A 22,962-nucleotide genomic window follows, 5' to 3' on the forward strand; every position below is an offset into this window, starting at 1 on the left:
TTTTACTCTTCTTCTTTGGTTTCTATCTCTTTTTTTTCAGGTTGCACTTTTTTTACTACTATTGTCCAATCAACTTCATTAAACTTAATAGAATTCATAAGTGTATAGCCATTTTCATATATTAAATCTGCACTTTTTTGAACAGCTGAGAAATCTCCTATTTCAAATAAGAAAATAGCATTTTCTCCATCTTTTATATCATTTTTCATTAGTTCTAACATTCTGTCATAAAAGTTATCTTTTAGTAATCTTAAGTCAAATCTTTTCATAATCTAGCCCTATCTATCAATTTCGCCAAATACCAAATTAAGGTTACCAATTAAAGTAACCACATCAGCCAATTGGTGCCCTGGTAATAAATCTTCTAAAAGACCTGTATGAAAAAAGCTTGGTGCTCTAACTTTTAATTTATAAGCATATGGTGTTCCATCACTTACAACCATATATCCCAATTCACCTTTTGGTGATTCTGTTGCTACATAAACCTCACCTTTTGGAGGTTTCATTCCTTGTGTTACTAAAACAAAATGTTGCATAAGTGAATAGTTTTGAGTCATGATTTGCTCTTTTGGTGCTGAAATATAATCAGGAGCATGAGCCATAAGTTCACATTTACTTTCTTCATACATTGGAATAAGTTGTCTTAATATTTTGACTGATTCTCTCATTTCTTGCATATAACATTTATATCTTCCATATGCATCACATGTAGTTGCAATAGGAATATCAAAATCAAGTTCAGAATAGATTCCATAAGGCATCTCTTTTCTTAAATCCCATTTTGTACCAGTTGCTCTTAAAGCAACTCCAGTTACTCCCCAAGATTTTGCTAGTTCAGGAGTTATGATACCTACATTTTCAAGTCTCATTCTCCAAACTCTATTCTCAGTTAGTAAGCCCTCATATTTTTCAACTTCAACTTCTAATACTTTTAAGAATTTTTCTAAATCTTTGCACCAATTATTTGGTAAATCTAAAGGAACTCCTCCAATTCTAACTGCACTATGTGTAAGTCTTGCACCACAATAATCCTCAATAAGATCCATGGCAAATTCTCTTTCTCTAAATGTATATAAAAATACACTCATAGCTCCAACATCAAGCGCATGTGTTGCTAACCAAAAAAGATGGGAAATTACTCTATTTAATTCCAAAAGTATTGTTCTAATTATCTCAGCACGTCTTGGTGCTTCAATTCCTAAAAGTTTTTCAATAGCTAATGCAAAGCCATAATTATTTGAAGTAGAAGCAATATAATCCATTCTATCAGTAGTAGGCAAGAACTCATTGTAAATCATGTTTTCAGCCATTTTTTCCATACCTCTATGCAAATAACCAATATCAGGTCTAGCTTTTACTACTTCTTCTCCTTGAAGTTCTAAAATAAGTCTCATTTGACCATGTGCAGATGGATGTTGTGGTCCAAAATTAACCACCATTGTATTATCTTCTCTTTCAAAGTTAATATTTTCAAAAAAAGGTTTTAATCTATTAGGTGTTTGTTGTTGCATTATTTACCTTCTTTCTTTTAAAGTCACAGAATCTTCTTCTTTGAATTTTTTGATAAGTTTAACTCCACCTTCTTCTTGATAAGCAAGTGGTGTATGCTCTGGCTCTTTTCCATCAGTAATATCTGTGCCATAAGGAACCTCATGACCTAATCTTGCAAATCTTGTAGTATCATATCTATCAATAGCAGCAGCATCTCTAATTTCTGGACCTATTATTTCCCTTGCTTCTTTTCCAAAAATCTTATCTACTTCATACCACGATGCAGCTTCATCACCATGTAAAGGATATGTTTTTCTCAAAGGATGATCATGCCAATCATTTGGCATTAGTATTCTTTTCATATTTGGATGATTTATGATTTTTACTCCATACATATCATACATCTCCCTTTCTGACCAATTTGCCATTTTAAAAAGTGAATAAACAGAGTTTAACTCTTCTTTTTCTTCTATGAAACACTTAAGTCTTAATCTTTTATGCTTACTCATTGATAAAAATTCATAAAAAATTTCAAAGCCACCCTTTGATGAAATATAATCAATAGCAGAAATATCAATAAGCATATCGTATTGAAGTTCATTTTTTAAAATCTCAATTGCATTTATATTCTCTTTTGGATTTATGTAAATAACCAAATGCTCTTTTTGTATATACTTATCAAGTATTTTTACTTTTGAAGAGAGTAATTCTACATCATCTAAAAAGATTTTATCTTGACAAACATCAACTTTAGGAATTGATGGAGTAATATAAAACCTATCACTAAAATATGATTTATTTTGTACATCATCTTTTGGTTTGTATTCTCTCATACTAACCTCTTTTTCTTGATTGATCTAAAGATTGATTCTTTTCTAATCTTTTTTTGAAGCATCATAAGTGCGTATTGCAAACTTTCAGGTCGTGGTGCACATCCAGGTAAATATATATCAACAGGAACTATTCTATCTGCACCTTGAACAGTTGCATATGTATTAAACATACCTCCTGTATTTGCACATGAACCCATAGATATAACCCACTTTGGATCAGGCATTTGGTCATAAAGTCTTCTCATAAATTCAGCATGTTTCTTAGTTAATGTTCCAGCTATTACAATAACATCAGCTTGTCTAGGACTTGCTCTAAAAATTGTCCCAAATCTATCAAAATCATATCTTGAAGCACCTGTTGCCATCATCTCAATTGCACAACATGCAAGTCCATAAGTCAAAGGCCATAAAGAGTTACTTCTACCCCAGTTTACAAGTTTATCTACTGTTGTTAGAGCAATAGGAGCTCCTCCATCAGCTAAATAGTTTACTTTATGCTGTGCCATTCTAAGGCTCCTTTTTTCCATGCATATATAAAACCAATTGTTAAAAGTAAAATAAATAATATCATTTCAACAAAACCAAACCAACCTAATATTTGAAAGTTAATTGCCCAAGGAAACATAAATATTATTTCAATATCAAAAAGAATAAATAATAATGCCATTAGATAAAATTGTACTGATATTGTATTGGGTTGTTTAGTAACCTCAGGTCCACACTCATATAAGGATACTTTTAATTTTTCAGTATTTAATCTTGCAATCTTTCTACTTATTACTCTTGCAAGATATACAGTTAAGATAAAAGCAGTGAATGTTAAAACAAACATAACAAATACACCAAAATACGGATGGGAAAACTCCATATGTGACATCATATATCCTTAAGATCTAATTTTTACACTTAAAAGTTGATTAATTATTTTTTTAATCCTATCTAATATCTACTAAAGCTATACTTATGCTACTATGGGCTTTTTGCTTAAATTAAATAAATTTTTTTAAACTATTTTTAAAACCAAAGAAATCAATCACTTAAACTTTAAATTATATTAACTTAAGATAAAGATTACTTTAACTTATAAATATTTTAGCTCATAAATCCCATTTTATTTTCACTATCAAAATTACCTTTTAACTCTTTTTCAATTTGGTCTTTAAAAGCCTCAACTGTAAAAATAGGCTCTTCATCTAAAGCGACTTTATAAGCAGTATTTTTTATAACTAATTCTATTTGACCACCTGTAAGTTCATATGATAATAATTGCTCTAAATCAAAATCATCACTTAAAGGTAGTTTTTCAGGTAATAGTTTTTTCCAAAGCTCTTCTCTTTGCTTTAAAGTTGGTTTTTTAAATTCAATTTTATAATTAAATCTTCTTGAGAATGCAGTATCAATTGACTCTAAAAGGTTTGTTGTTGCTATTAAAATACCATCAAATCTTTCAATTTGTTCTAAGAAAATATTTTGCATTTGATTATGCATTTTTTCACTTCCACTATTTGAACCACTACTTCTTGCACTTAAAAATTGATCTGCTTCATTTAAAAGTAAAACTGGTTCTGATTTTGTTTTTTCTACTAAATCTTTATATGTATCAAAAATACTTCTAACATTTTTTTCACTCTCACCCACATACATAGATAATATCTTACTACAGTCAAAACTTAATACTTCTCTTTTTAATGATTTTGCTAAAGCAAGTGCTGTTAGGGTCTTTCCTGTCCCTGCAAAACCATAAAAAATAATCCTTGCATCAATTCCTCTTCTTTTCTCTTTTATGCCCCACTGTTTTAACTTATTTAAAACATTTTTATCTACTTGCTTTAAAAGTGAATTTAATGTCTCTTTAGTCTTATCATTTAAAACTACATCTTCTAAAGTTTTAGTAGTTGAGATAAGCTCAAACATGTCTTGTTCTTTTATAACAGTATTTAATTTTAATTTCGATCTTCTTGACTTTTTCTTTGTTGGATGAGAGATTTTATATAAAATCTCATCTGGAATAAAAAAGTTTCTATTTATTCCTCCAAAAGGAGTTAAAACTTCATCATAATCAATTAAATTTTTTGAAACTAATTTTGAACTCTCTTCTAGCAAACTTCTATATTTTATTTTTTCATAATCATCACTTGAGATTAGTTCAATTAAAGAGTTCATATCTCTAATTGTTCCATCACCACCTGAATATTCTTCTTTTAAAAGTGCTAAAAATATTGTTTGCTCTTGTTCTTCTAAAGAGTGCTCTTTAAAAAAATCTTCAAGCATAATATCTTTTTCTGTAACTTTAACTCTCTCTTTTATTCTATTTTCAAGCATTAATAGTTTTGATTTTAATCTATTTCTATTAGGTGAATTCTCATCAAAATTTCTTTTTACCATGTTTAATTGTTTTGCTAAATCAATTTTAAAAAATTGATCTTGCAGATACTCTAAATGGTCACTATATTTTTTTATCTCTGGCAATACAAACTCTAAAGACCCCTCTTCTAAAAGTTTTAGAAATGCAGTTGATAAAGAAATATTTGAATTTAACAACTCTAATTTTGAAATATCACTAATTTTTACATGTTCAAAACTATTGTGAACTAACCAACCAAGTTCTAAAAGTGATTTAATCTCTTCTACTTTATAAAGATGCTCGAAACTTTTTACATCATAAAATTCACTTAAAACATCTACAACAACTAAAGAATCTCTTCCAATAATATACTCTTTTGTAAGAAATTGAAGTATTTTTGCTTCTTCAATAGTACATTTTAGTTGTGCAAAAAATGCTGTTTTACTTACATCTTTTGCTTTAATAAACTCGATTATTTCATTCATTGTTTAACTTATCCTGTAATAAATTGTAAAATTTTTCTAAACTATTCTTTTCTCTAAAATCTAGCTTAGTATCATTAATAAAAATACTATTTTGTTCAATCTTTGTCTCTTTTATATTTTTGTATAAAATCTCTACTTTATTTTTATCCAAATCAATTTCAAAACTATTCTTTAAAACCAAAACTTTGTTTTGACAAATAGCTTTATATGAACCTTTTGAATAAATATACATTTGACAATCTTGCTTTTTAATGTACTCTTTTAGTTTATTAAGATTCATATTATCGTATATATTTAAACCCACTAATAAAACAACGATAAAACTAAAAAAAAATATAAAAATCATAGCACCTCTTTTTAATTAATTTAAGATAATACATTAATATCTCTTAACTATCTATGAGCTTTAAAATATAAATATTTATAGGCTTATATCTTAATTTAAGATTAGTTTTCATATTATTTGATTTTTATTATCAATAAGTTTTAAAACCAAACTTTTTAATTCTATTTCTTATAAATATACTATATATTTATTTATAGAATTAAAGAAGAATTAATAGTTTTATATCTTATAAATTTTAGTATTCAAAGAAGTTAGTTAATCTAACTTAGGTGGTATTTATACTCAAAAAAACCAAAAAAGGATAGGAGATATATGAAATTTTTATCATCAATAGTTATTGCTTTATTACTTTTTACAGGGTGTGCGAACCTTGGATTAGATACAAGTAAAGTAAAGCCAAAACAAGAATTAATTGAAGATGCAAATGATGGGGATACAAAAGCGATTCTTTCATTAGCAAAAAACTATAATTTCCCTAAAACAAAAGAGGGATTATACTATTTTAACAAATGGTACAAACAACTTTTAAATGTAAAAAGTTCAGAAAATTTAACAGAAATTGCAAAAATTTATGAAGAATATAATGATATGTTCATAAATGGTAAAGCTAAAACTGTAAAGCTTTATGAAAAAGCCATAGAACTTAATAGTAAAGATGCAACTGTTGAGCTTATTAAGTATTATACTAAAAACTACAAATATGAAAAAGCAAAAGTTTTACAAGAAAAAGTAATTGATGAGCTATCAGAAAAACAATTAGCTGATTTATATATTTTTTATAATAACAAATATAAGAGAAATCAATTAGCTACTATTAAAGAAGTTATGGATAAAAAAGGTTACAAAGAGCCATTTGAAGTTGCAATTAAAAATCTAAGAAGTGCTGCATACAAAAATAAGACAAATGAAGTAAATAGCTTTATTAATGAAACGATTGACACAAAAGATTCAGAAAAGATTTTTCTTCTTGCAAATAAATTACAAAGATATTATAAATATAAAGAAGCGATTAGAGCATATAAAGCTGGTCTTAAAATAGATAATACAAATGCACAAGCATATTATGAAATTGCAAGAATGTATAAAAAAGGCAACTATAAACAAAAACTAAAAAGAAATAAAGATGAAGCTTCAAAATACTTAGAAAAAGCAGCACTTTTAAAACACAAAGAAGCAGCAGCAGAGTTATTAAAATATTACTCTGAAAAACCAGAATTAATGAACAAATTCTTTGAGATAAAATCAAAATTAGAAGAATCAAATGAAGGTAAACTATTTGTTGCTAAATATTATGATAAAAAAAGATTTGACCAAAAAGCAAATGCTATATATAATGAATTAGCAAAAGATGGAAACAAAGAAGCAATTTTAGAACTTGCTACTAAAAAACCATCAAAATATAACTTCAATCCAGAAGAGTACAAACTAACTCTTAAATGGCAAGATTATATTTTAAAAAGTGATGATATTGAACTAAAAAAAGAGTTAGAGAAAAAATTAACTTCTTCATATAGCTATAGAAATTACTTCAATGAAACAAAAGAGAAATTAAAAGATCTTCCAACAAATGAAAAAACAGATATCTTAGAACTTAGAAAATCAGCTTTATATAATAAATATAGAAAACCTGAGATTGCGCTTGAATATTACAAAAAGGGTGTAGCAGCAGGTGATGTAAAAAGTGCAAAAAATCTTGCTAGATTTTATCTTAGTTCAAAACAACAAAAATATAATGAAGCTATTAAAGTGTATGAAGATCTTCATAAAAGAGGTGACCTAGAAGCTACAAGACTGCTTGCAGAATTATATATAAAACCTCCGTATTACCTTAAAGATTTCAAAAAAGAGCCTGAAAAAGGTCTTGCAATTTATGAAGATTTAGCTTCAAAAGGAAATATAGACTCAATTAATAGACTTGTAAATCTTTACCTTTGTGGAAGTTGTAAAGATAGTGACTCTATTGTCAACTATAAAAAAGGCTTTAAATACTCTAAACTACTTTTAGAAAAAAGAGGTTCAGCTAGAGATTATGCAAATATTGCTTGGTCATATCACTATGGAAAAGGTGTTGATATAGATTTATTAAAAGCTAAAGAGTATTATGAAAAAGCTGCAAAAAAAGGTTATACATCAGCGTACTATAATCTTGCTTGGTTATATTACAAAAATGATGACTATAAAGGGCAAATAATTGAACTTAATTATGAAAAAGCAAAAGAGTATTTAGAGCTAGGAGCAAAAGAAAGAAATAGCGCTTCTATAAATCTTCTTGGAGTTTTTTATAAAAAGGGATATGCAGTAAAAAAAGATATGGAAAAAGCAGTAGCTCTTTTCAAAATAATTTATAGATATGACAAATATGCTTCTTTTCATTTAGGTGAATATTACAATGATAAAAAAGATTATAAAGAAGCAGTAAAATATTATAAAATTTCTGATGAAAGAGGATATGCTAGTGCTAGTATTGAACTTGGGATTATTTATGAAAAAGGTTTATTAGGTAAAAAAGATGTGAAAACTGCTTTAAAATACTATGAAAAAGCTTTTAGAAATAGTGATGATAAAACTCAAAAAGGTATTGCTGCATACAATATAGGTATTATTTATCAATATGGTAAAGGTGAAATAGAAAAAGATTTGAAAAAAGCAAAAGCTTACTTAAAAGTTTCAAATTATAAAAAGGCTAAAACTCAACTAAAATTAATCAAGTAAGTAAGAACTTCTTACTTACTTTAAAAATAGTCTTGAAATAGCATCAAGATTGTTGAAATTGTAAAAATGGAAACTAATGTTTGTGTTGTAATAATTGCAGACATTAGTTTCAAATCTCCCCCTAATTCCCTTGCAAGAATATAAGCACTAGAAGCTGTTGGCATCGAACCAAATAAAACTAAAATAGTTAAAGCTTGACCTGTAATACCAAAATTTGTTCCAATAAAAAATATAACTACAGGGAAAATTGCTAGTTTTAAAAATAAAGAACTAAATAGTTCTAATTTTACCTCTTTTATATGCTTTATATGAAGTCCAACTCCAACAGATAAAAGCCCTAATGGTAAGGCTGCTGAACTTAATATACCAAGAGTATTTTCAATAGGAGTAAATAAACTTATGCCAAAATAGTTTAATAATCCACCAATAACACACCCTAAAATCAAAGGATTCTTTAAAATTGATTTAGTAAAGGATTTTATATTTATCTTATTATTTGAAGCATATATTGAAAAGATTGCTATGCAAAGTATATTTATAGCAGGTATCATAAAAGTCATAAGAAGAGCTGCTAAGACTAAACCACTATCACCAAAAAGTGCATCTGTTAAAGCTAAAAAAACATAACTATTAAATCTTATTGCACCTTGATATACAGAAGTAAAAGCCTTACCTTCAAAAAGAAAAACATATTTTGAAAGAAACATTAAAAAGATACTTAAAACAACAAGTGTTACCAAGCCTGTTGAGACAAAAGATACTCCATTAATATCATCTAAAGAGGCAGTTGATAGTTTGTATATTAATAAAGCAGGGAAAAGAGCATAATAAGTAAATTTATCTGCATACTGCCAAAACTCTAAACTTGGAAACTCTATTTTTTTGAAAGTATATCCAAGTAGTATAAGAAAAAATATAGGCAAAAGTGCCACTACAATAGTTTGCATAAACTCTCCTACAGCAATTAATTGTAAAATAAAAGTTGATTATACAACCTTTATTTATATTTTTAATTAAGCTATATTCTTATAAATAAAATTTAATTTTTCATAAGATTAAAAAATTAAATCTCTTCTAATTTTACATCATATTCATGAATTATGGCATCAAGGTTTAATTGAGTTTCTTCAAGCTTTTCAAACTTCTCTTCAACTTCTTTTTCATAATTTAGAATTATTTGAGATAGTTCAATTATCTTACTATTATCTCCTGCATTTGAAGCTTGAATAAGTTCTGCTTGTTCTTTTTGTATCAAATCTTCTAACTGTATGATTCTTTGCTCATATTTATCAACTTCTTTTTTCAAAGGGTTTGTTTGTTTATTTCTTTCTTGAATAAGTGCAGCTCTTATTTTTTTATTCTCTTTTTTATTTACCTTGGGAGCTTTTTTTACTTTTTCTTCAACTTCTTCGTCTTCCCAACCAATTTTTTCTAAAAACTCATCATATGTTCCATCAAAATAAATAGCTTCATCTTTTGCAAACACAATCAATCTATCACACACTTGACGCAATAGTTCTTCACTATGAGTAACAATAATACAAGAACCCTCAAAATTTTTAATAGCTTTTGTCAAAGAGTCTATTGATTGCATATCTAAGTGGTTTGTAGGCTCATCTAAAAATAGAAGATTTACATCTCTTGCTAAAATTTGAGCCAACATAACTCTACTTTTTTCTCCACCTGAAAGTAATGATATTTTTTTCTTTACATCATCTCCACTAAACATCATAGAACCACAAATACTTCTAACAGTAGATTCTGGTAACTTTGAATTACCAAGATACACCTCATCCATAATTGTATTTTTTGGATTTAAATGTGAGATATTTGTTTGACCAAAGTGAGCAAATGAAGTAGAAGTATGATAAGTTACCGTTCCATCTATTTGTTTTAGCTCTTGTGCAATAGTATTTAATAAAGTTGATTTACCCTTACCATTTTTACCTATAATTCCCAAGGTTTCTGACTTATTTAAAGAAAAAGAGATATTTTTAAATAAAATATTATCTTTTGTATATCCAAAGCTTAAATCTTTTACATCTAATAATACTTTTGCAGGTGTATTTTTAAAATTGAAATCAAAATCAATAGTTGCTTCATGCACTATATCCTCCATCTCATCCATCTTTTCTAATAGTTTTACTTTAGATTGTGCTTGGGCTGCTGTTGAAGCTCTTGCTTTGTTTTTGGCAATAAACTCCTCTAGCTCTTTTCTTTTTTTATCTTGTGCAATCTTTTGCTTTTCATGGTGTTCATCATTTGCTTCAATTTGTTCATAAAACTTATGAGTATTACCCTCTAAAATAAATAGACTTTTTCTAATAATTCCCATAGTATGAGTAGTAATAGCATCCATGAAATCCCTATCATGGGTAATAAGAATAACTTCACCATCAAAATTTTTTAAGAAGTTTTTCAACCATCTTAAAGATAAAATATCCAAGTAGTTAGTAGGCTCATCTAAAAGTAAAAGATTTGGTTCAGTAATCAATAGCTTTGCTAAATTAATTCTTATTTGATAACCACCTGAAAAAGATAAAGGATCTTTTTCTAAATCCTCTTTTGAAAAACCCAAACCAAAAAGTATCTTTTCAACTTTGTAAATACTATATTTATCCTCTTCACTTAAAGCAAGTGCAGTCTCATCTCTTAAACTCTTTTTGGTAAACTCAAGATGTTGTTTCAAAGCACCAATCTTATAGCCTTTAGGAATTAATATCTCCCCCGCATCACAAGACTCTTCTTGCAAAATAAGTTTAAATAAAGTAGATTTACCAGAACCATTTCTACCTACTAAACCTACCCTATTTCCTGAGTTTAATCTAAAACTCAAATCAGAAAAAAGCTCTTTTGTTCCAAATTTTTTTGTTATATTTGATAGTTGTATCATTTAAATATTCTTTTTCATATTATTGTATTTATTGTTTTTATCAATAGAAATCATATTCTATCTAAATGGTGCTTTTACGACTTTGATTTTAATAAACTGCTTTTAATCTTGAAAGAATTGAATCTAAGATAGCTTTATCAATTACTATATCCAATCTTGAAGCTAACAAACTTTGTAATTCAATCGCTTTTTCTATATATTCTATTTGCTCTTTTATAGTAAATCTTTTCCAATTATTATTTGATTTTTTACCATTGTGATATTTTAGAATAAGTTGAAAGTTATCAGGATGATGTTCTCCTGCATCTTGCTTATTTAAAAGTGCTTTTGCATGGTCAAGTTCAAAATCAAGTTTAAAAAATGTTTTAAAAGCCTTTTGGATATTTCTAAACTCATCAAGGCGATATAACTCTTTTAAAGCCATTTTATCTTCAGAATATTTTTCTATCTCTTTTCTATTTAAAGGCTCTAAATCTTCTTCAATATCCTGAGTAGTATTCTCATCTAATTCCTCTTTTGAAATATATTTTACTCTACGAGGTCGTTCTGTATCATCTATTTTAATGTACTCGGCATATTTACCTCTAGTGATTTCAGAACTTATTTGACGAGTAACTTGCTGTAGTGCACTTGTAGGTACTTTATGATTAATAACATTCTTTTCAGCTTTTTTTAGAATTTCTGGATATTTTTTAACAACTTCTTCTGCCCACTCTGAAACAGTTACATAATCATCAAAACTTTTTAATGATTCTAAATACTTTTCATTAATTTTCATAGAGTTCCTATTAATTTATTCTAAATCTTTACTTCTCAACCAAATCATAAAGTGATTGTATCTCTTCTTTCCAAATTGTTTCATCAATTGTTTCAAGAACTAAAGGGATATCATCCATTCTTTCATCATTCATAATAAACTTAAAGGCATCCCAACCTATTTGTCCCATTCCAAGGCTATGGTGTCTATCCACTCTACTTCCAAGTTCTGGTTTTGAATCATTTATATGCATTCCCATAAGATATTTTGAGCCTACTATTTCATCAAACTCTTTCCATGTTTTATCATAAGCTTCTTTAGTTCTTATATCATATCCAGCTGTAAACATATGACATGTATCAATACATACACCAATTCTACTTTTATCTTCAATTTTATCAATTAAGTATGCCAAATGTTCAAATTTATACCCTAAGTTACTTCCTTGACCTGCTGTATTTTCAATAACAAGTTTTACATCATTTGTCTCATCTATTGCTTGATTTAAAGATAGTGCAATTCTATCTAAACACTCATCTTCACTTATTTTTCTTAAGTGACTTCCTGGATGAAAGTTTAATCTATCAAGTTTTAATATTTCACATCTTTGTATTTCATGCAAAAAACCATCAAGTGATTTTTGTCTTTTTTCTTCTTCTGGATGTCCAAGATTGATTAAATAACTATCATGAGGTAAGATATGTTTTGTTTGAACACCACTTTTTTCTAACTCTTCAAACCACTTATCTAAAGTTTTTGTATCAAAATCTTTTGCTCTCCATTGTCTTTGGTTTTTTACAAATAAAGCAAAAGCTTTACATCCTAACTCTTTTGCATTTATTGGTGCATTATAAACTCCACCACTTGCACTTACATGAGCTCCAACATATTTCATTATATTTCCTATTTTTAAAAATATAATACAAAAATGCTTCTTTAAAGAAAATATAGTTTTAAAACTATAAAATTTCACAAACTATATGAAAGTTTAAATTATTTGAAGTATTTAAACTATATCTTACTTGACAACTCCTTTTTATGTAAAACATGTTTTAATCAAAGCAATTAATTAATATATTTTAACTCTTAATTACTATTTGTTTTAAAATTAAGAGTTATATAAAAAAGATAAAAGGGCAACATTAATGAAAAAAATAGTAATCATTGGTGGTGGATATGCAGGAATTTATGCATTAAGAGAATTGGTTAAAAATAAAAATATCAAAATAACACTTATTGATAAACATACATATCACAATTTACAACCAGAAGTTTATGATCTAATCGCAAATAAATCAAATTTTGCAGATGTTACGATTGATTTAACTACCTTATGTATGGGATTTGATCACAACCACCTAGAATTTAAGAATTTAAAAGTAAGAAAAATAGATAAAAAAGATAAAAAAATCTACACTGAAGAAAAAGAGATTGTTGAGTTTGATTATCTAATATTAGCAGCTGGAACAAGGACTTTTTTCCCTCCACAAGTATCTGGATTAAATCACGCTGATGATATAAAAAAACTTCACAGAGCAATTGTTTTTAAACAAAGTTTTGAGAAACAACTATTTGAAAAAATTAAGAATGAAGCAAAACAGTGTGCAGACACGCGTATTCTTGTAGTTGGCGCTGGTTTATCAGGGGTTGAAATTGCAGCAGAGATGGCATACTTTTCAAATAAATTTTTTAAAAGAGGAAATTTCTCTTGTGAGAATCTAAAGATATCTTTAGTAAGTAGTTCAGCTAGTATATTACCAGGACTTAGCCAACAACTTATAAATATTTCACAAGAAAGATTAAAATCTTTAGGAATAAATATAATAACTAATACAAAACTTGAAAAAGTAGAAGATGGTTACTGTTTTTTATCAAATGGTACAAGAATAAATCACTCTTTTGTTATTTTTACTGGTGGGGTAGAAGCTTCTCCTCTTACTTCTGAGTTAGATATAAAAACAAACCAAAAAGGGCAAGTTATTGTAAATGAACATATGCAAGTACTTGAGCACGAAAATATCTATGCAATAGGAGATATTGCAGAAATTAGAAATAATGATGATGAAATAATGCCTCCAAATGTTACTATTGCTAGAATTAGTGGTTCATTAGCAGGAAAAAATGTTTTAAAATCACTTGAAAATAAACCTCTAGTTAAAACTAATCCTAAACTTGATGGAATACTTATTGCACTTGGTGGTGAATATGCAGCAGGAAATCTTTTTGGACTTATTCATGTAAAGGGTAAACTTGCATATTACATTAAAAAATTTGTTTTCCATTCATATAGAAGACCTTTACTTAAACTTATTAATATAGGCTATAGCAGATTTAGAAAGTTTCAGCATTAAATAGCCTAACTGGGCTATTTTATAATAAAATAATACCTTAAGTAACAAATGTATACAATACTAGTAAATAAAATAATTTTGGGCACTAATGGAAAAAGCAATAACATATAAGAATCTTATCACAAAAATTATTCTTCTTACACTCGTGATTACACTTTCAGTAGCTTTTATTTATGGAGAGTATTTAAAAAGAGATGCTATTGAAAAACTAACTAAGATTGATGCTAAAAAAACCAGCAAACTAGTATTTCAATCTCTATATTCAGCGATGGAAAAAGGCTGGACAAAAGAAGACTTAAAAAATATTATTGATAGAATAAATACAATTGATGATGAGATGATTGTAAATGTTTATAGAAGCCCAATTGTTGCAGAAGTTTATGGAGATATAAAATCAGATGCAAAAGCAAGAAAAGCAAATCCTTTTGTAAAACAAGCTTTGAAAAGTGAAGAAGTTTTAAACATCATAGATGATAGTATGATTCAATTCTTTTATCCAATTATCGCAGAACAACAATGTCTTAAGTGCCATACAAATGCCAAAGAAGATGATGTTCTTGGAGTTATAGATATCTCTTACCCAATAAATGATTTAAAAATATCACTATCTACAATGATAAACTTTTTTGCTTTGTTTATTGTTATGTTTTCTCTTATTGTGTTTTTATCTTTATACTTTGAATTTGACAAATACTTAGTAAAACCTATAAAAATATTTGTAGATAAAATAAATGATATTTCTGAAAATAAAGATATAAAACAAAGAGTAAAAATAGATAATAAAATCAAAGAAATAACTTCTATGCAAAAAGTATTTAACAATATGCTAGACTCTTTAGAATATCAATTTTACAATGATGAATTAACTGACCTTCCAAATAGAAAAAAACTTCTTGAAATAGTAAATGGAGATAAATATGCTTCGTTAATGCTTATAAATATAGATAAATTTCAAGAAATAAATGATTTATATGGTGATGAAGTTGGGAATGAACTATTAGTTTATATTTCAAATATATTAGAAGAAAACTCACCAAAATCTTCAACATTATTTAAACTTCACGCTGATGAATATGCACTATATTATGAACAAGATCTATCTTTAGAAGAGTTAAAAAGTTTAGCCTTATATCTAATAGAAAGCATAGAAAAAAATGCATTTGTAGTAAAAGAAGACAATGAAGCCCATGTAAATGTATCTATTGGTATTGCCTTAGGCAATGAAGCTTTACTTACAAATGCAGATATAGCATTAAAAATTGCAAAGAGAAAAAGACAAAAATTTATCCTTTATGATTCTTCTATGAAAATAGAGCATGAATATGAACAAAATCTTAAATGGGGTAAAAAAATTAAAGATGCAATAAAAGAAGATAGATTTATTCCATTGTTCCAACCAATTGTTGATACAAAAACTCAAGAAGTAGTAAAATATGAATCATTAATAAGAATGGTTGATAAAAACGGTGAACTTATATCGCCTATTCATTTTTTAAATTTAGCTAAGAAAAATAAACTTTATCCTCAGCTAACAATGATAATGATTAAAAAAACATTTGAAGTATTAAGTAAAATAGACAAAAAAATATCTATAAATTTAAATGTTGATGATATTTTAAATAAAGAAGTTTATGACTACATAATCAAACACTTAAAAGTTTCGAATTCTGGACAAAGAGTTGTATTTGAACTTATTGAATCAGAAGGAATTGAAAACTTTGATGAAGTACTTAATTTTATTGAAGATGTTAAGCACTATGGTTGCCAAATCTCTATTGATGATTTTGGTACAGGATACTCAAACTTTGAATATTTAATGAAATTAAAAGTTGATTATATAAAAATAGATGCCTCAATGATAAGAGATATTGACACAAATAGAAATTCTCAAATGGTAACTGAAACAATTATAGATTTTGCTAATAAAATGGGAATAGAAACAATAGCAGAATTTATTCACTCAAAAAATGTATATGAAAAAGTAAAAGAGATAGGAATACATTACTCTCAAGGATACTACTTTGGTGAACCTACTAGTTTAGACTAGTAGCTAACTAATTCTTTCCAACTTTATTAATAATTTTATAACTTATTATTAGATAATATTTTCTATTACTTTTAAAAGATACTTTAAGCTCAAAGACAATATCACTATTAGTGAATTAAAAATAAGTATACCTTTAAAATTAGACTTACATATAACAATGTAATTAATTATATAAGTAACTTAGGATTTAAAGATGACAAGTAAAAAATTAGATGATAAAATAAAACTGACAGCAAGAACAGTAAATGTACAAATAGGACAAGAAGTAAAAGTAATCCTAAAACTTTATGATGAAAATAAAAAAATATTAAAACAAAAAGAGTATAAAGAAAAAGTACAAGAAAATACAAACGTAGAAAAAAGATTTACAATCTTAAGCTTATCAAATGAGTTAAATATAGACTCCTCAAAAGTTAAATATGTTTCAGGATGGATTGATGCAGATGATGATGGAGAGATAACAAGAGAGTATGAAAAAGAAGTTTGGATAGAAGTAATTGAAGGTGAAGAAAAAATTACTATTATAGTTGAACTTCCCCATTCAAAAGAAACAGGATGGGGAGCAAAAGGTTTAGCTGGACATACAGCAATGGCAATTGGAAATCGTTTTTTTGATTATGGGCCTGATTATAGTAACAACAAAATATTTAATGAAGAAATATATCAAGCAGATTTAAATCAAGATGGTGATATGGAAGATAATGTAAAAATTGATGATATACCAAATGCTGGATTCTATTTTGCTCCAGGTCGTCCTTGGTGGGCTGAAATGATTTCAAAAGAACCCAAAAATGTAACTTTATCTCAAGTATTAAGTTTTATATCCTCAAATTGGAGGAATAATAATGTGTATGGAACAGTATATAAAATAGAGTTTTATATAAAAAAATCTCAATCAAATAGAATACTTGAATGGTGGAAAGATAGATATAAACATTTAAAAATATATAGTATTAAACCTTGGACAGGAGAACAATGTACAACAACAGTTAAAAAAGCTTTAGCTTACGGGGGTATTAATAATATTGATTGGGATACTTTAACTCCTGATGGAATTCTTGAAGATTTACAAACAGAGATAAAAAGTACATCATTCCAACATAAAAATGAAAAAGCTATAATAACACTTATTAAAAAGGAGGCAGAAGATTGGAATCCATAAAATTAAAAAGCTATTTAGCTATAATATTAATAGTTTTACTACTATCATCTTGTACTAAAGGGGAAGATAAAATGAAAATAATCGCATATGGGACACCAGAATTTGAAGAATTTGTTAAAAAAGCTCCGATTAATTTAGAAAAAGCTTGGGACTTACAATTGAAATATTATGAAGAAAATGAAGAAAAAGTTATTGGTTCTCCTCTATTTTTTATTATAAATGATAAATATATTTTTACTCCATATTATAATCCAAAGATTCCAGAAGTAAAACTTTCAGGAGTAAGTATTGATTCTCAAACAGGTGAAGCTACTTATGTAAATATGAAAGATAAACTCAAACCAAAATCTCAGTTTGGTTGGAGGAAATCTAAAAATTAAAAAGTTTAATAAAAGAAGAAGTTAGTGAAAACAAAGTGAGAATCATCACTATTGTTTAAACTAATTCTTTCTAACTTTTATCAAAATACTATTTTGTCTATCTCTAAAGATGATATTTTTATCATCTTTTTCAAAAAGTTTTTTGATAAAATCTTTTTTATAAGTACTACTTAAATATTGTTTATTAAAACTTTTATAATCTAAGCAACTAAAAGTATCACTACATATTTGATTTTTATACATTTTTAGATTTAATATACTCTTACCAGCAGTAAAAATTTGAACTTGTGTAAAATCTTGATATTTATTTATAAATCCAGTATCATAAAATCTCATAGTTGGAGTTTTTATAAGAATTGTAGCACTGCTACTTTTAACTGGTTGTTTTACTGCACATGCACTAAAAAGTAAAGTAATGATTAAAAAAATATACTTATTTATAGCTTTTCCTTTTGTTTTGGATTATTTTACTATAATTGCGAAAAAATAAGATTAAAGGTTTGTTTTGTTAGTTCATATTTGTTGTTCAGTAGATAGTCACTACTTTTTAGAAAAGATTCAAGAAGAGTACCCAAATGAAGAGTTAATTGGATATTTTTATGACCCAAATATTCATCCATATGGTGAGTATAGATTAAGATATTTAGATGTAGAGTATTCATGTAAAAAATTAGGTATTAAACTTCTTGAGGGTCCATATAATTTAGAACAATGGTTAAAAAAAGTAAAAGGTATGGAACATCTTCCTGAAAAAGGTGATAGATGCACAGTTTGTTATGATGATAGATTAGAAAATAGTGTAAAAAAAGCTATAGAGTTAGGTCATGATAAATTTACAACAACACTATTAATATCTCCTAAAAAATCACAAGAAAAACTTGAAAAAATAGGTGCAAAGCTACAAGATGAGACAGGATTAGAGTTTATATTCAAAGATTATAGAGCAGGAAATGGTACCCAAGTTCAAGGACAAGTAGTAAAACAACACTCACTTTATAGACAAAATTATTGTGGTTGTTTATTTGGATTAACTCCACAAAGAGAAGCACAGAAAAAAGTGATGGATGAGATGTTTAATCCTATCTCAAATCAAATACTTCCAGAATCAATTGAGCAAAGACTTGAACTTTATAAAAAAAGAAATGAACTTGAAGAAAAAAATCAAGAATATAAGATAATAAAACAAAGATTTTTAAATTATCGTTTATTTAATGGAAAAGTTGATATAAATAAAAAGACTGTTCCATCTTATTTTTTATGCTATTCAACTATAAATAGAACAAAAACAAATGGAAGAGTTGAGTATTGTAAAGATGGTATTCATTATTTAAATAGAGAAGAAATTAAAGTCATAACACTAGATACATTTAATACCTTAACAAAAAGTTCATACAAAAATGTAAAAGAGTTAATCTACAATCCTTTAAACTTTCAAGAAGAATTAGAAGTTAGGAATAAGATATTAAATAATGCATATGATTTAAGTGCAGTTATTGTACTTGATGAGATAATTGAAGGTAAATTTGAAATAGAACTAAACACACAAACTTATGATGATGTAAAGGAAGAGATTATATGAAAATTTTAGTAAGTGCATTAGAGACTTCATCAAATATTCACTTAAAAGAGTTAAAGAAACATCTTAATGAAGATATTGAACTTGTTGGTGTATTTGATAAAGAGTTAGGAAATCCTATTTATGATCTAACTGCCCTTGCAATTATGGGATTTATAGATGCATTAAAAAAATTAAAATTTTTTTTTAAATTAAGAGATGAGTTAGTAGAACTTGCAAAAGATTGCGATAAAGTTTTACTTATGGATAGCTCAGGGTTTAACCTTCCTTTAGCAAAAAAATTAAAACAAACTTATCCAAATAAAGAGATTATTTACTATATATTACCTCAAGCTTGGGCATGGAAGAAAAAAAGAGTTGAAAAACTTCAACAATACTGCACAAAACTTTGTTCAATTATTCCTTTTGAGCAAGAATTATACTCAAATAAAAAGATGATAAGTTATGTTGGACATCCACTTTTAGATGAGATAACACAATTTAAACACTCATATGAAAAAACAGATAAAATTGTTTTTATGCCAGGTAGTAGAAAAACAGAAATAATAAATCACATGTCAGTATTTAGGCAAATTGCAAGATCCATTCCAAATAAACAACACATATTAATTATTCCTTCAAAATTTGATGATGCATACATCAAAAAAACTTATGGAGATATAAGTGATTTTGTTGTTTCAAATGATGCTCATCAAAGTTTAATAGATGCAGAGTTTGGTTTTATTTGTTCAGGAACAGCAACACTTGAAGCAAGTTTAATTGGAACTCCTTTTGTCATGTCCTATGTAGCTAAAAAATTTGACTATTTTTTAGGAAGAATGTTTGTAAAACTTCCATATATTGGTTTAGCAAATATCTTTTTTGACAAAATGGGGAAAAATGCAATTCATAAAGAATTTTTTCAAGAAGAAGTTACTAGTAAAAATCTTTTAGATGAATACACAAATATGAACAAAAATAGATTTTTAGATAATTCAAAAGTGTTAAGAGAATATTTAAAAAATGGTAGTTCAAAAAATGTTGCTCAAATAATACAAAACTAATTTTTTTTTAGCTAAAATATGTGACTATTTTAAACACACAATATTAGGATAATAAGAATGTTAGATGTTATGGAAATTCAAGAGATATTACCTCATAGGTATCCCTTTTTATTAGTTGATAGAATCACTGATATGGAAAAAAGAAAAAGTATCACTGGATATAAAAATATATCAATTAGTGAACCTGCTTTTATGGGACACTTTCCAGGTCATCCAATTTACCCTGGAGTATTAATTCTTGAAGGTATGGCACAAGCTGGTGGAGTTTTAGCATTAAAAAGCAATGACCTTTCAGCAGAAGAACTTAAAAATAAAGTTATTTACTTTATGAGTATAGATAAAGCAAAATTTAGAACTCCTGTTAAACCAGGAGACAAACTAGAATATAAAATTGAAATTTTAAAATTAAGAGGTACATTAATTGTACTTGATGGAAAAGCTTATGTTGATGATAAGCTAGTTGCTGAGGCTGAGTTAAAAGCTATGGTTGTAGATAAATAAATTTAGGTTTGATATGAACAACATTCATAAGACAGTTATAATTGAAGATGGAGCACAAATAGGAGATAATATAACTATTGGTGCTTATACAATTATAGGAAAAGATACAAAAATTGGCGATGGTACAAAAATTGGTTCACATTCACTAATTGAGGGCAAAACTACAATAGGTAAAAATAATGAAATTTTTTCTCATGTAACATTAGGTTCTATTCCTCAAGATTTAAAATTCAATGGTGAGGATGTAGAGTTAATTATTGGAGACAATAATAAAATTAGAGAATATACATTATTTAATCCTGGAACAATTGGTGGTGGTAGTAAAACAGTTATTGGTAATAACAATCTATTTATGGGATACACACATGTTGCCCATGATTGTATCATAGGTAATGATTGTATTTTTGCAAATGTAGCAACATTAGCTGGTCATGTAGAGTGTGGTGATTCAGTTGTTGTTGGTGGTTTAACTCCTGTCCATCAATTTTGTAAACTAGGAAGCTATTCTATGGTTGGTGGAGGGTCTGTAGTAACACAAGACATTCCTCCATATTGTTTAGCTGAGGGTAATCGTGCTGTATTAAGAGGTTTAAATCTAACTGGTTTAAGAAGAAGACTTGATAATAGAGAAGATATAGATGAAATAAAAAAAGCTTACAAAGCAATATTTCAATCAAAAGAGTCTATTTCAGATGTTGCAAAAAGATTACTTGAAGAGAGTAATAACAAATATGTAAAAGAGTTAGCTCAATTTGTTGTTGATACAAAAAGAGGAATACCTTTTAATAGAAAATAGTGGAGAGTTGATAAAATATGAGTAAAATAAAGTGTGACTTTTGTGGAGTAACGGAATCAAAAGATAATCCAATAATTGCAGGTGAAAATGGATATATTTGTAAGGGTTGTGTAACTGCTGCACATGATATCCTAAATGGAAATGAACCACAAGATAATAATCTATCTGAAGAAGAACTAGAAGAAGCAAAAGAAGAAGTAAAGCTTAGAACTCCTGCTGAGTTAAAAGAGATTTTAGATGACTATGTAGTTGGACAAAATAGAGCTAAAAAAGTCTTATCTGTTGCAGTATATAATCATTATAAAAGAATTTTTAGAAAAGACTTAGATGATGAAGATGATACAGAAATTAATAAATCAAATGTTTTATTAATTGGTCCAACAGGAAGTGGGAAAACACTACTTGCACAAACAATAGCAAAACATCTTGATGTTCCTTTAGCAATAGCAGATGCTACATCTTTAACAGAAGCTGGTTATGTAGGTGATGATGTTGAAAATGTAATTACTAGACTTTTACAAGCTGCAAATGGTGATGTAAAGAAAGCTGAAAAAGGTATTATCTTTATTGATGAAGTTGATAAAGTTGCAAGAATGAGTGAAAATAGATCTATTACAAGAGATGTATCTGGTGAGGGTGTACAACAAGCACTTCTTAAAATTGTTGAGGGTTCTTCAATAAATGTTCCTCCAAAAGGTGGAAGAAAACATCCTGGACAAGATGCAATTCAAGTAGATACAACAAATATTTTATTTATCTGCGGGGGCGCTTTTGATGGGCTTGAAGAGATTATTAAGAAAAAACAAGGTGCAAATGTACTTGGATTTAATCAAGAAAAGAAAAGTACTAAAGATAAACAAGATATAATATCTGATGTAGAAGCACATGACTTAGTTAAATATGGATTAATCCCTGAACTTATTGGACGACTTCATATGATTGCAACTTTAAATGAAATAAGTGAAGATGATATGGTTCATATCTTAACTGAACCAAAAAATGCCTTAGTAAAACAATATATCAAACTATTTAAAATGGATGAAGTTGAGCTGTGCTTTGAAGAAGATGCATTAAAAGAAGTAGCGAAAAAAGCAATTGAGAGAAAAACAGGGGCTAGAGGTCTTAGATCAATTCTTGAAGATATTATGTTAGATATTATGTATGATTTACCTTTATACAAAGATAAAAAAATTACAATTACTAAAGATGTAGTATTAAAAGAAAAAGAAGTAGAAGTAGCATAAA

Annotated in this window: 22 protein-coding genes; 10 read left to right on the top strand and 12 right to left on the bottom strand. The window is 27.4% G+C overall.

Annotation, left to right across the window (positions count from 1 at the left end; all coding sequences use genetic code 11):
• Window positions 1-2 precede the first annotated feature (2 nt).
• The 7 genes from AMRN_RS13425 to AMRN_RS13455 form a co-directional block, all read right to left on the bottom strand.
• Complete coding sequence (locus AMRN_RS13425) at window positions 3-269, bottom strand: NADH-ubiquinone oxidoreductase subunit E family protein (RefSeq protein WP_099309874.1); 267 nt, start codon at window positions 267-269, stop codon at window positions 3-5.
• A gap of 9 nt (window positions 270-278) precedes the next feature.
• Window positions 279-1,511 (bottom strand): NADH dehydrogenase (quinone) subunit D, encoded by a 1,233-nt coding sequence (nuoD, locus tag AMRN_RS13430; RefSeq protein ID WP_099309875.1) that lies wholly within the window; start codon window positions 1,509-1,511, stop codon window positions 279-281.
• Window positions 1,512-1,514: 3 nt separating this feature from the next.
• Window positions 1,515-2,324: an NADH-quinone oxidoreductase subunit C gene (locus tag AMRN_RS13435; RefSeq protein ID WP_099309876.1), complete on the bottom strand. Its 810-nt coding sequence runs from the start codon at window positions 2,322-2,324 to the stop codon at window positions 1,515-1,517.
• A complete protein-coding gene (locus AMRN_RS13440; protein WP_079577575.1) occupies window positions 2,321-2,830 on the bottom strand; it encodes a NuoB/complex I 20 kDa subunit family protein in 510 nt (169 codons plus the stop codon). Before AMRN_RS13440 ends, AMRN_RS13435 begins: the two co-directional genes overlap by 4 nt.
• Entirely contained in the window at window positions 2,812-3,201 is a 390-nt protein-coding gene (locus tag AMRN_RS13445) for an NAD(P)H-quinone oxidoreductase subunit 3 (protein WP_079577576.1), read from the bottom strand. The genes AMRN_RS13440 and AMRN_RS13445 overlap by 19 nt, the downstream gene beginning before the upstream one ends.
• Before the next feature lie 215 nt (window positions 3,202-3,416).
• Entirely contained in the window at window positions 3,417-5,153 is a 1,737-nt protein-coding gene (locus tag AMRN_RS13450; RefSeq protein ID WP_099309877.1) for an ATP-binding protein, read from the bottom strand.
• Window positions 5,146-5,499, bottom strand: a complete 354-nt coding sequence (locus AMRN_RS13455; RefSeq protein WP_099309878.1) for a hypothetical protein — start codon at window positions 5,497-5,499, stop codon at window positions 5,146-5,148. Before AMRN_RS13455 ends, AMRN_RS13450 begins: the two co-directional genes overlap by 8 nt.
• A gap of 312 nt (window positions 5,500-5,811) precedes the next feature.
• On the opposite strand from AMRN_RS13455, the gene AMRN_RS13460 reads away from it, so the two are divergent.
• Entirely contained in the window at window positions 5,812-8,211 is a 2,400-nt protein-coding gene (locus AMRN_RS13460) for an SEL1-like repeat protein (protein WP_099309879.1), read from the top strand.
• A gap of 20 nt (window positions 8,212-8,231) precedes the next feature.
• Here AMRN_RS13460 and AMRN_RS13465 read toward each other — a convergent pair whose 3' ends face one another.
• From AMRN_RS13465 to nfo, 4 genes are all read right to left on the bottom strand, one after another.
• Entirely contained in the window at window positions 8,232-9,158 is a 927-nt protein-coding gene (locus tag AMRN_RS13465; RefSeq protein ID WP_099309880.1) for an AEC family transporter, read from the bottom strand.
• Window positions 9,159-9,274: 116 nt separating this feature from the next.
• Window positions 9,275-11,104: an ABC-F family ATP-binding cassette domain-containing protein gene (locus AMRN_RS13470; protein WP_099309881.1), complete on the bottom strand. Its 1,830-nt coding sequence runs from the start codon at window positions 11,102-11,104 to the stop codon at window positions 9,275-9,277.
• Window positions 11,105-11,192: 88 nt separating this feature from the next.
• Entirely contained in the window at window positions 11,193-11,882 is a 690-nt protein-coding gene (locus tag AMRN_RS13475; protein WP_099309882.1) for an HNH endonuclease, read from the bottom strand.
• Between the two features lie 28 nt (window positions 11,883-11,910).
• Window positions 11,911-12,756, bottom strand: coding sequence for a deoxyribonuclease IV (nfo, locus tag AMRN_RS13480; RefSeq protein WP_099309883.1), 846 nt, complete (start codon window positions 12,754-12,756; stop codon window positions 11,911-11,913).
• Window positions 12,757-13,006: 250 nt separating this feature from the next.
• Between nfo and AMRN_RS13485 the strand changes: the two genes are divergently transcribed.
• From AMRN_RS13485 to AMRN_RS13500, 4 genes are all read left to right on the top strand, one after another.
• Window positions 13,007-14,212, top strand: coding sequence for an NAD(P)/FAD-dependent oxidoreductase (locus AMRN_RS13485; protein ID WP_099309884.1), 1,206 nt, complete (start codon window positions 13,007-13,009; stop codon window positions 14,210-14,212).
• Window positions 14,213-14,300: 88 nt separating this feature from the next.
• Entirely contained in the window at window positions 14,301-16,259 is a 1,959-nt protein-coding gene (locus AMRN_RS13490; RefSeq protein WP_099309885.1) for an EAL domain-containing protein, read from the top strand.
• 193 nt (window positions 16,260-16,452) lie between these two features.
• Window positions 16,453-17,421, top strand: coding sequence for a hypothetical protein (locus AMRN_RS13495; protein WP_099309886.1), 969 nt, complete (start codon window positions 16,453-16,455; stop codon window positions 17,419-17,421).
• A gap of 71 nt (window positions 17,422-17,492) precedes the next feature.
• Window positions 17,493-17,801 (top strand): hypothetical protein, encoded by a 309-nt coding sequence (locus tag AMRN_RS13500; RefSeq protein ID WP_129501787.1) that lies wholly within the window; start codon window positions 17,493-17,495, stop codon window positions 17,799-17,801.
• Between the two features lie 60 nt (window positions 17,802-17,861).
• On the opposite strand, the gene AMRN_RS13505 is transcribed toward AMRN_RS13500, so the two are convergent.
• Window positions 17,862-18,137, bottom strand: coding sequence for a hypothetical protein (locus AMRN_RS13505; protein WP_079577595.1), 276 nt, complete (start codon window positions 18,135-18,137; stop codon window positions 17,862-17,864).
• 169 nt (window positions 18,138-18,306) lie between these two features.
• On the opposite strand from AMRN_RS13505, the gene AMRN_RS13510 reads away from it, so the two are divergent.
• Genes AMRN_RS13510 through clpX form a run of 5 tightly spaced genes read left to right on the top strand, consistent with a single transcriptional unit; the run spans window position 18,307 to window position 22,961 of the window.
• On the top strand, window positions 18,307-19,380 hold the full coding sequence (locus tag AMRN_RS13510; protein ID WP_099309888.1) for an epoxyqueuosine reductase QueH: 1,074 nt from the start codon (window positions 18,307-18,309) through the stop codon (window positions 19,378-19,380).
• Entirely contained in the window at window positions 19,377-20,420 is a 1,044-nt protein-coding gene (lpxB, locus tag AMRN_RS13515) for a lipid-A-disaccharide synthase (RefSeq protein WP_099309889.1), read from the top strand. The genes AMRN_RS13510 and lpxB overlap by 4 nt, the downstream gene beginning before the upstream one ends.
• A gap of 57 nt (window positions 20,421-20,477) precedes the next feature.
• Complete coding sequence (gene fabZ, locus AMRN_RS13520) at window positions 20,478-20,921, top strand: 3-hydroxyacyl-ACP dehydratase FabZ (protein ID WP_079577600.1); 444 nt, start codon at window positions 20,478-20,480, stop codon at window positions 20,919-20,921.
• 13 nt (window positions 20,922-20,934) lie between these two features.
• A complete protein-coding gene (gene lpxA, locus AMRN_RS13525; protein WP_099309890.1) occupies window positions 20,935-21,717 on the top strand; it encodes an acyl-ACP--UDP-N-acetylglucosamine O-acyltransferase in 783 nt (260 codons plus the stop codon).
• A gap of 17 nt (window positions 21,718-21,734) precedes the next feature.
• Window positions 21,735-22,961: an ATP-dependent protease ATP-binding subunit ClpX gene (gene clpX / locus AMRN_RS13530; protein ID WP_099309891.1), complete on the top strand. Its 1,227-nt coding sequence runs from the start codon at window positions 21,735-21,737 to the stop codon at window positions 22,959-22,961.
• The last annotated feature ends 1 nt before the right edge of the window (window position 22,962 follow it).

The sequence above is a fragment of the Malaciobacter marinus genome, assembly GCF_003544855.1.
Taxonomy (GTDB): domain Bacteria; phylum Campylobacterota; class Campylobacteria; order Campylobacterales; family Arcobacteraceae; genus Malaciobacter; species Malaciobacter marinus.

What these genes read in the sequence shown, in the direction of transcription:
- AMRN_RS13475 (WP_099309882.1), bottom strand. Translation starts at nt 11,882, where the DNA reads ATGAAAATTAATGAAAAGTATTTAGAATCATTAAAAAGTTTTGATGAT.
- fabZ (WP_079577600.1), top strand. Translation starts at nt 20,478, where the DNA reads ATGTTAGATGTTATGGAAATTCAAGAGATATTACCTCATAGGTATCCC.
- AMRN_RS13440 (WP_079577575.1), bottom strand. Translation starts at nt 2,830, where the DNA reads ATGGCACAGCATAAAGTAAACTATTTAGCTGATGGAGGAGCTCCTATT.
- AMRN_RS13500 (WP_129501787.1), top strand. Translation starts at nt 17,493, where the DNA reads ATGAAAATAATCGCATATGGGACACCAGAATTTGAAGAATTTGTTAAA.
- AMRN_RS13495 (WP_099309886.1), top strand. Translation starts at nt 16,453, where the DNA reads ATGACAAGTAAAAAATTAGATGATAAAATAAAACTGACAGCAAGAACA.
- AMRN_RS13465 (WP_099309880.1), bottom strand. Translation starts at nt 9,158, where the DNA reads ATGCAAACTATTGTAGTGGCACTTTTGCCTATATTTTTTCTTATACTA.
- lpxB (WP_099309889.1), top strand. Translation starts at nt 19,377, where the DNA reads ATGAAAATTTTAGTAAGTGCATTAGAGACTTCATCAAATATTCACTTA.
- AMRN_RS13445 (WP_079577576.1), bottom strand. Translation starts at nt 3,201, where the DNA reads ATGTCACATATGGAGTTTTCCCATCCGTATTTTGGTGTATTTGTTATG.
- AMRN_RS13505 (WP_079577595.1), bottom strand. Translation starts at nt 18,137, where the DNA reads ATGAGATTTTATGATACTGGATTTATAAATAAATATCAAGATTTTACA.
- AMRN_RS13490 (WP_099309885.1), top strand. Translation starts at nt 14,301, where the DNA reads ATGGAAAAAGCAATAACATATAAGAATCTTATCACAAAAATTATTCTT.
- AMRN_RS13455 (WP_099309878.1), bottom strand. Translation starts at nt 5,499, where the DNA reads ATGATTTTTATATTTTTTTTTAGTTTTATCGTTGTTTTATTAGTGGGT.
- AMRN_RS13425 (WP_099309874.1), bottom strand. Translation starts at nt 269, where the DNA reads ATGAAAAGATTTGACTTAAGATTACTAAAAGATAACTTTTATGACAGA.
- AMRN_RS13450 (WP_099309877.1), bottom strand. Translation starts at nt 5,153, where the DNA reads ATGAATGAAATAATCGAGTTTATTAAAGCAAAAGATGTAAGTAAAACA.
- AMRN_RS13460 (WP_099309879.1), top strand. Translation starts at nt 5,812, where the DNA reads ATGAAATTTTTATCATCAATAGTTATTGCTTTATTACTTTTTACAGGG.
- lpxA (WP_099309890.1), top strand. Translation starts at nt 20,935, where the DNA reads ATGAACAACATTCATAAGACAGTTATAATTGAAGATGGAGCACAAATA.
- AMRN_RS13485 (WP_099309884.1), top strand. Translation starts at nt 13,007, where the DNA reads ATGAAAAAAATAGTAATCATTGGTGGTGGATATGCAGGAATTTATGCA.
- nfo (WP_099309883.1), bottom strand. Translation starts at nt 12,756, where the DNA reads ATGAAATATGTTGGAGCTCATGTAAGTGCAAGTGGTGGAGTTTATAAT.
- AMRN_RS13470 (WP_099309881.1), bottom strand. Translation starts at nt 11,104, where the DNA reads ATGATACAACTATCAAATATAACAAAAAAATTTGGAACAAAAGAGCTT.
- nuoD (WP_099309875.1), bottom strand. Translation starts at nt 1,511, where the DNA reads ATGCAACAACAAACACCTAATAGATTAAAACCTTTTTTTGAAAATATT.
- AMRN_RS13435 (WP_099309876.1), bottom strand. Translation starts at nt 2,324, where the DNA reads ATGAGAGAATACAAACCAAAAGATGATGTACAAAATAAATCATATTTT.
- clpX (WP_099309891.1), top strand. Translation starts at nt 21,735, where the DNA reads ATGAGTAAAATAAAGTGTGACTTTTGTGGAGTAACGGAATCAAAAGAT.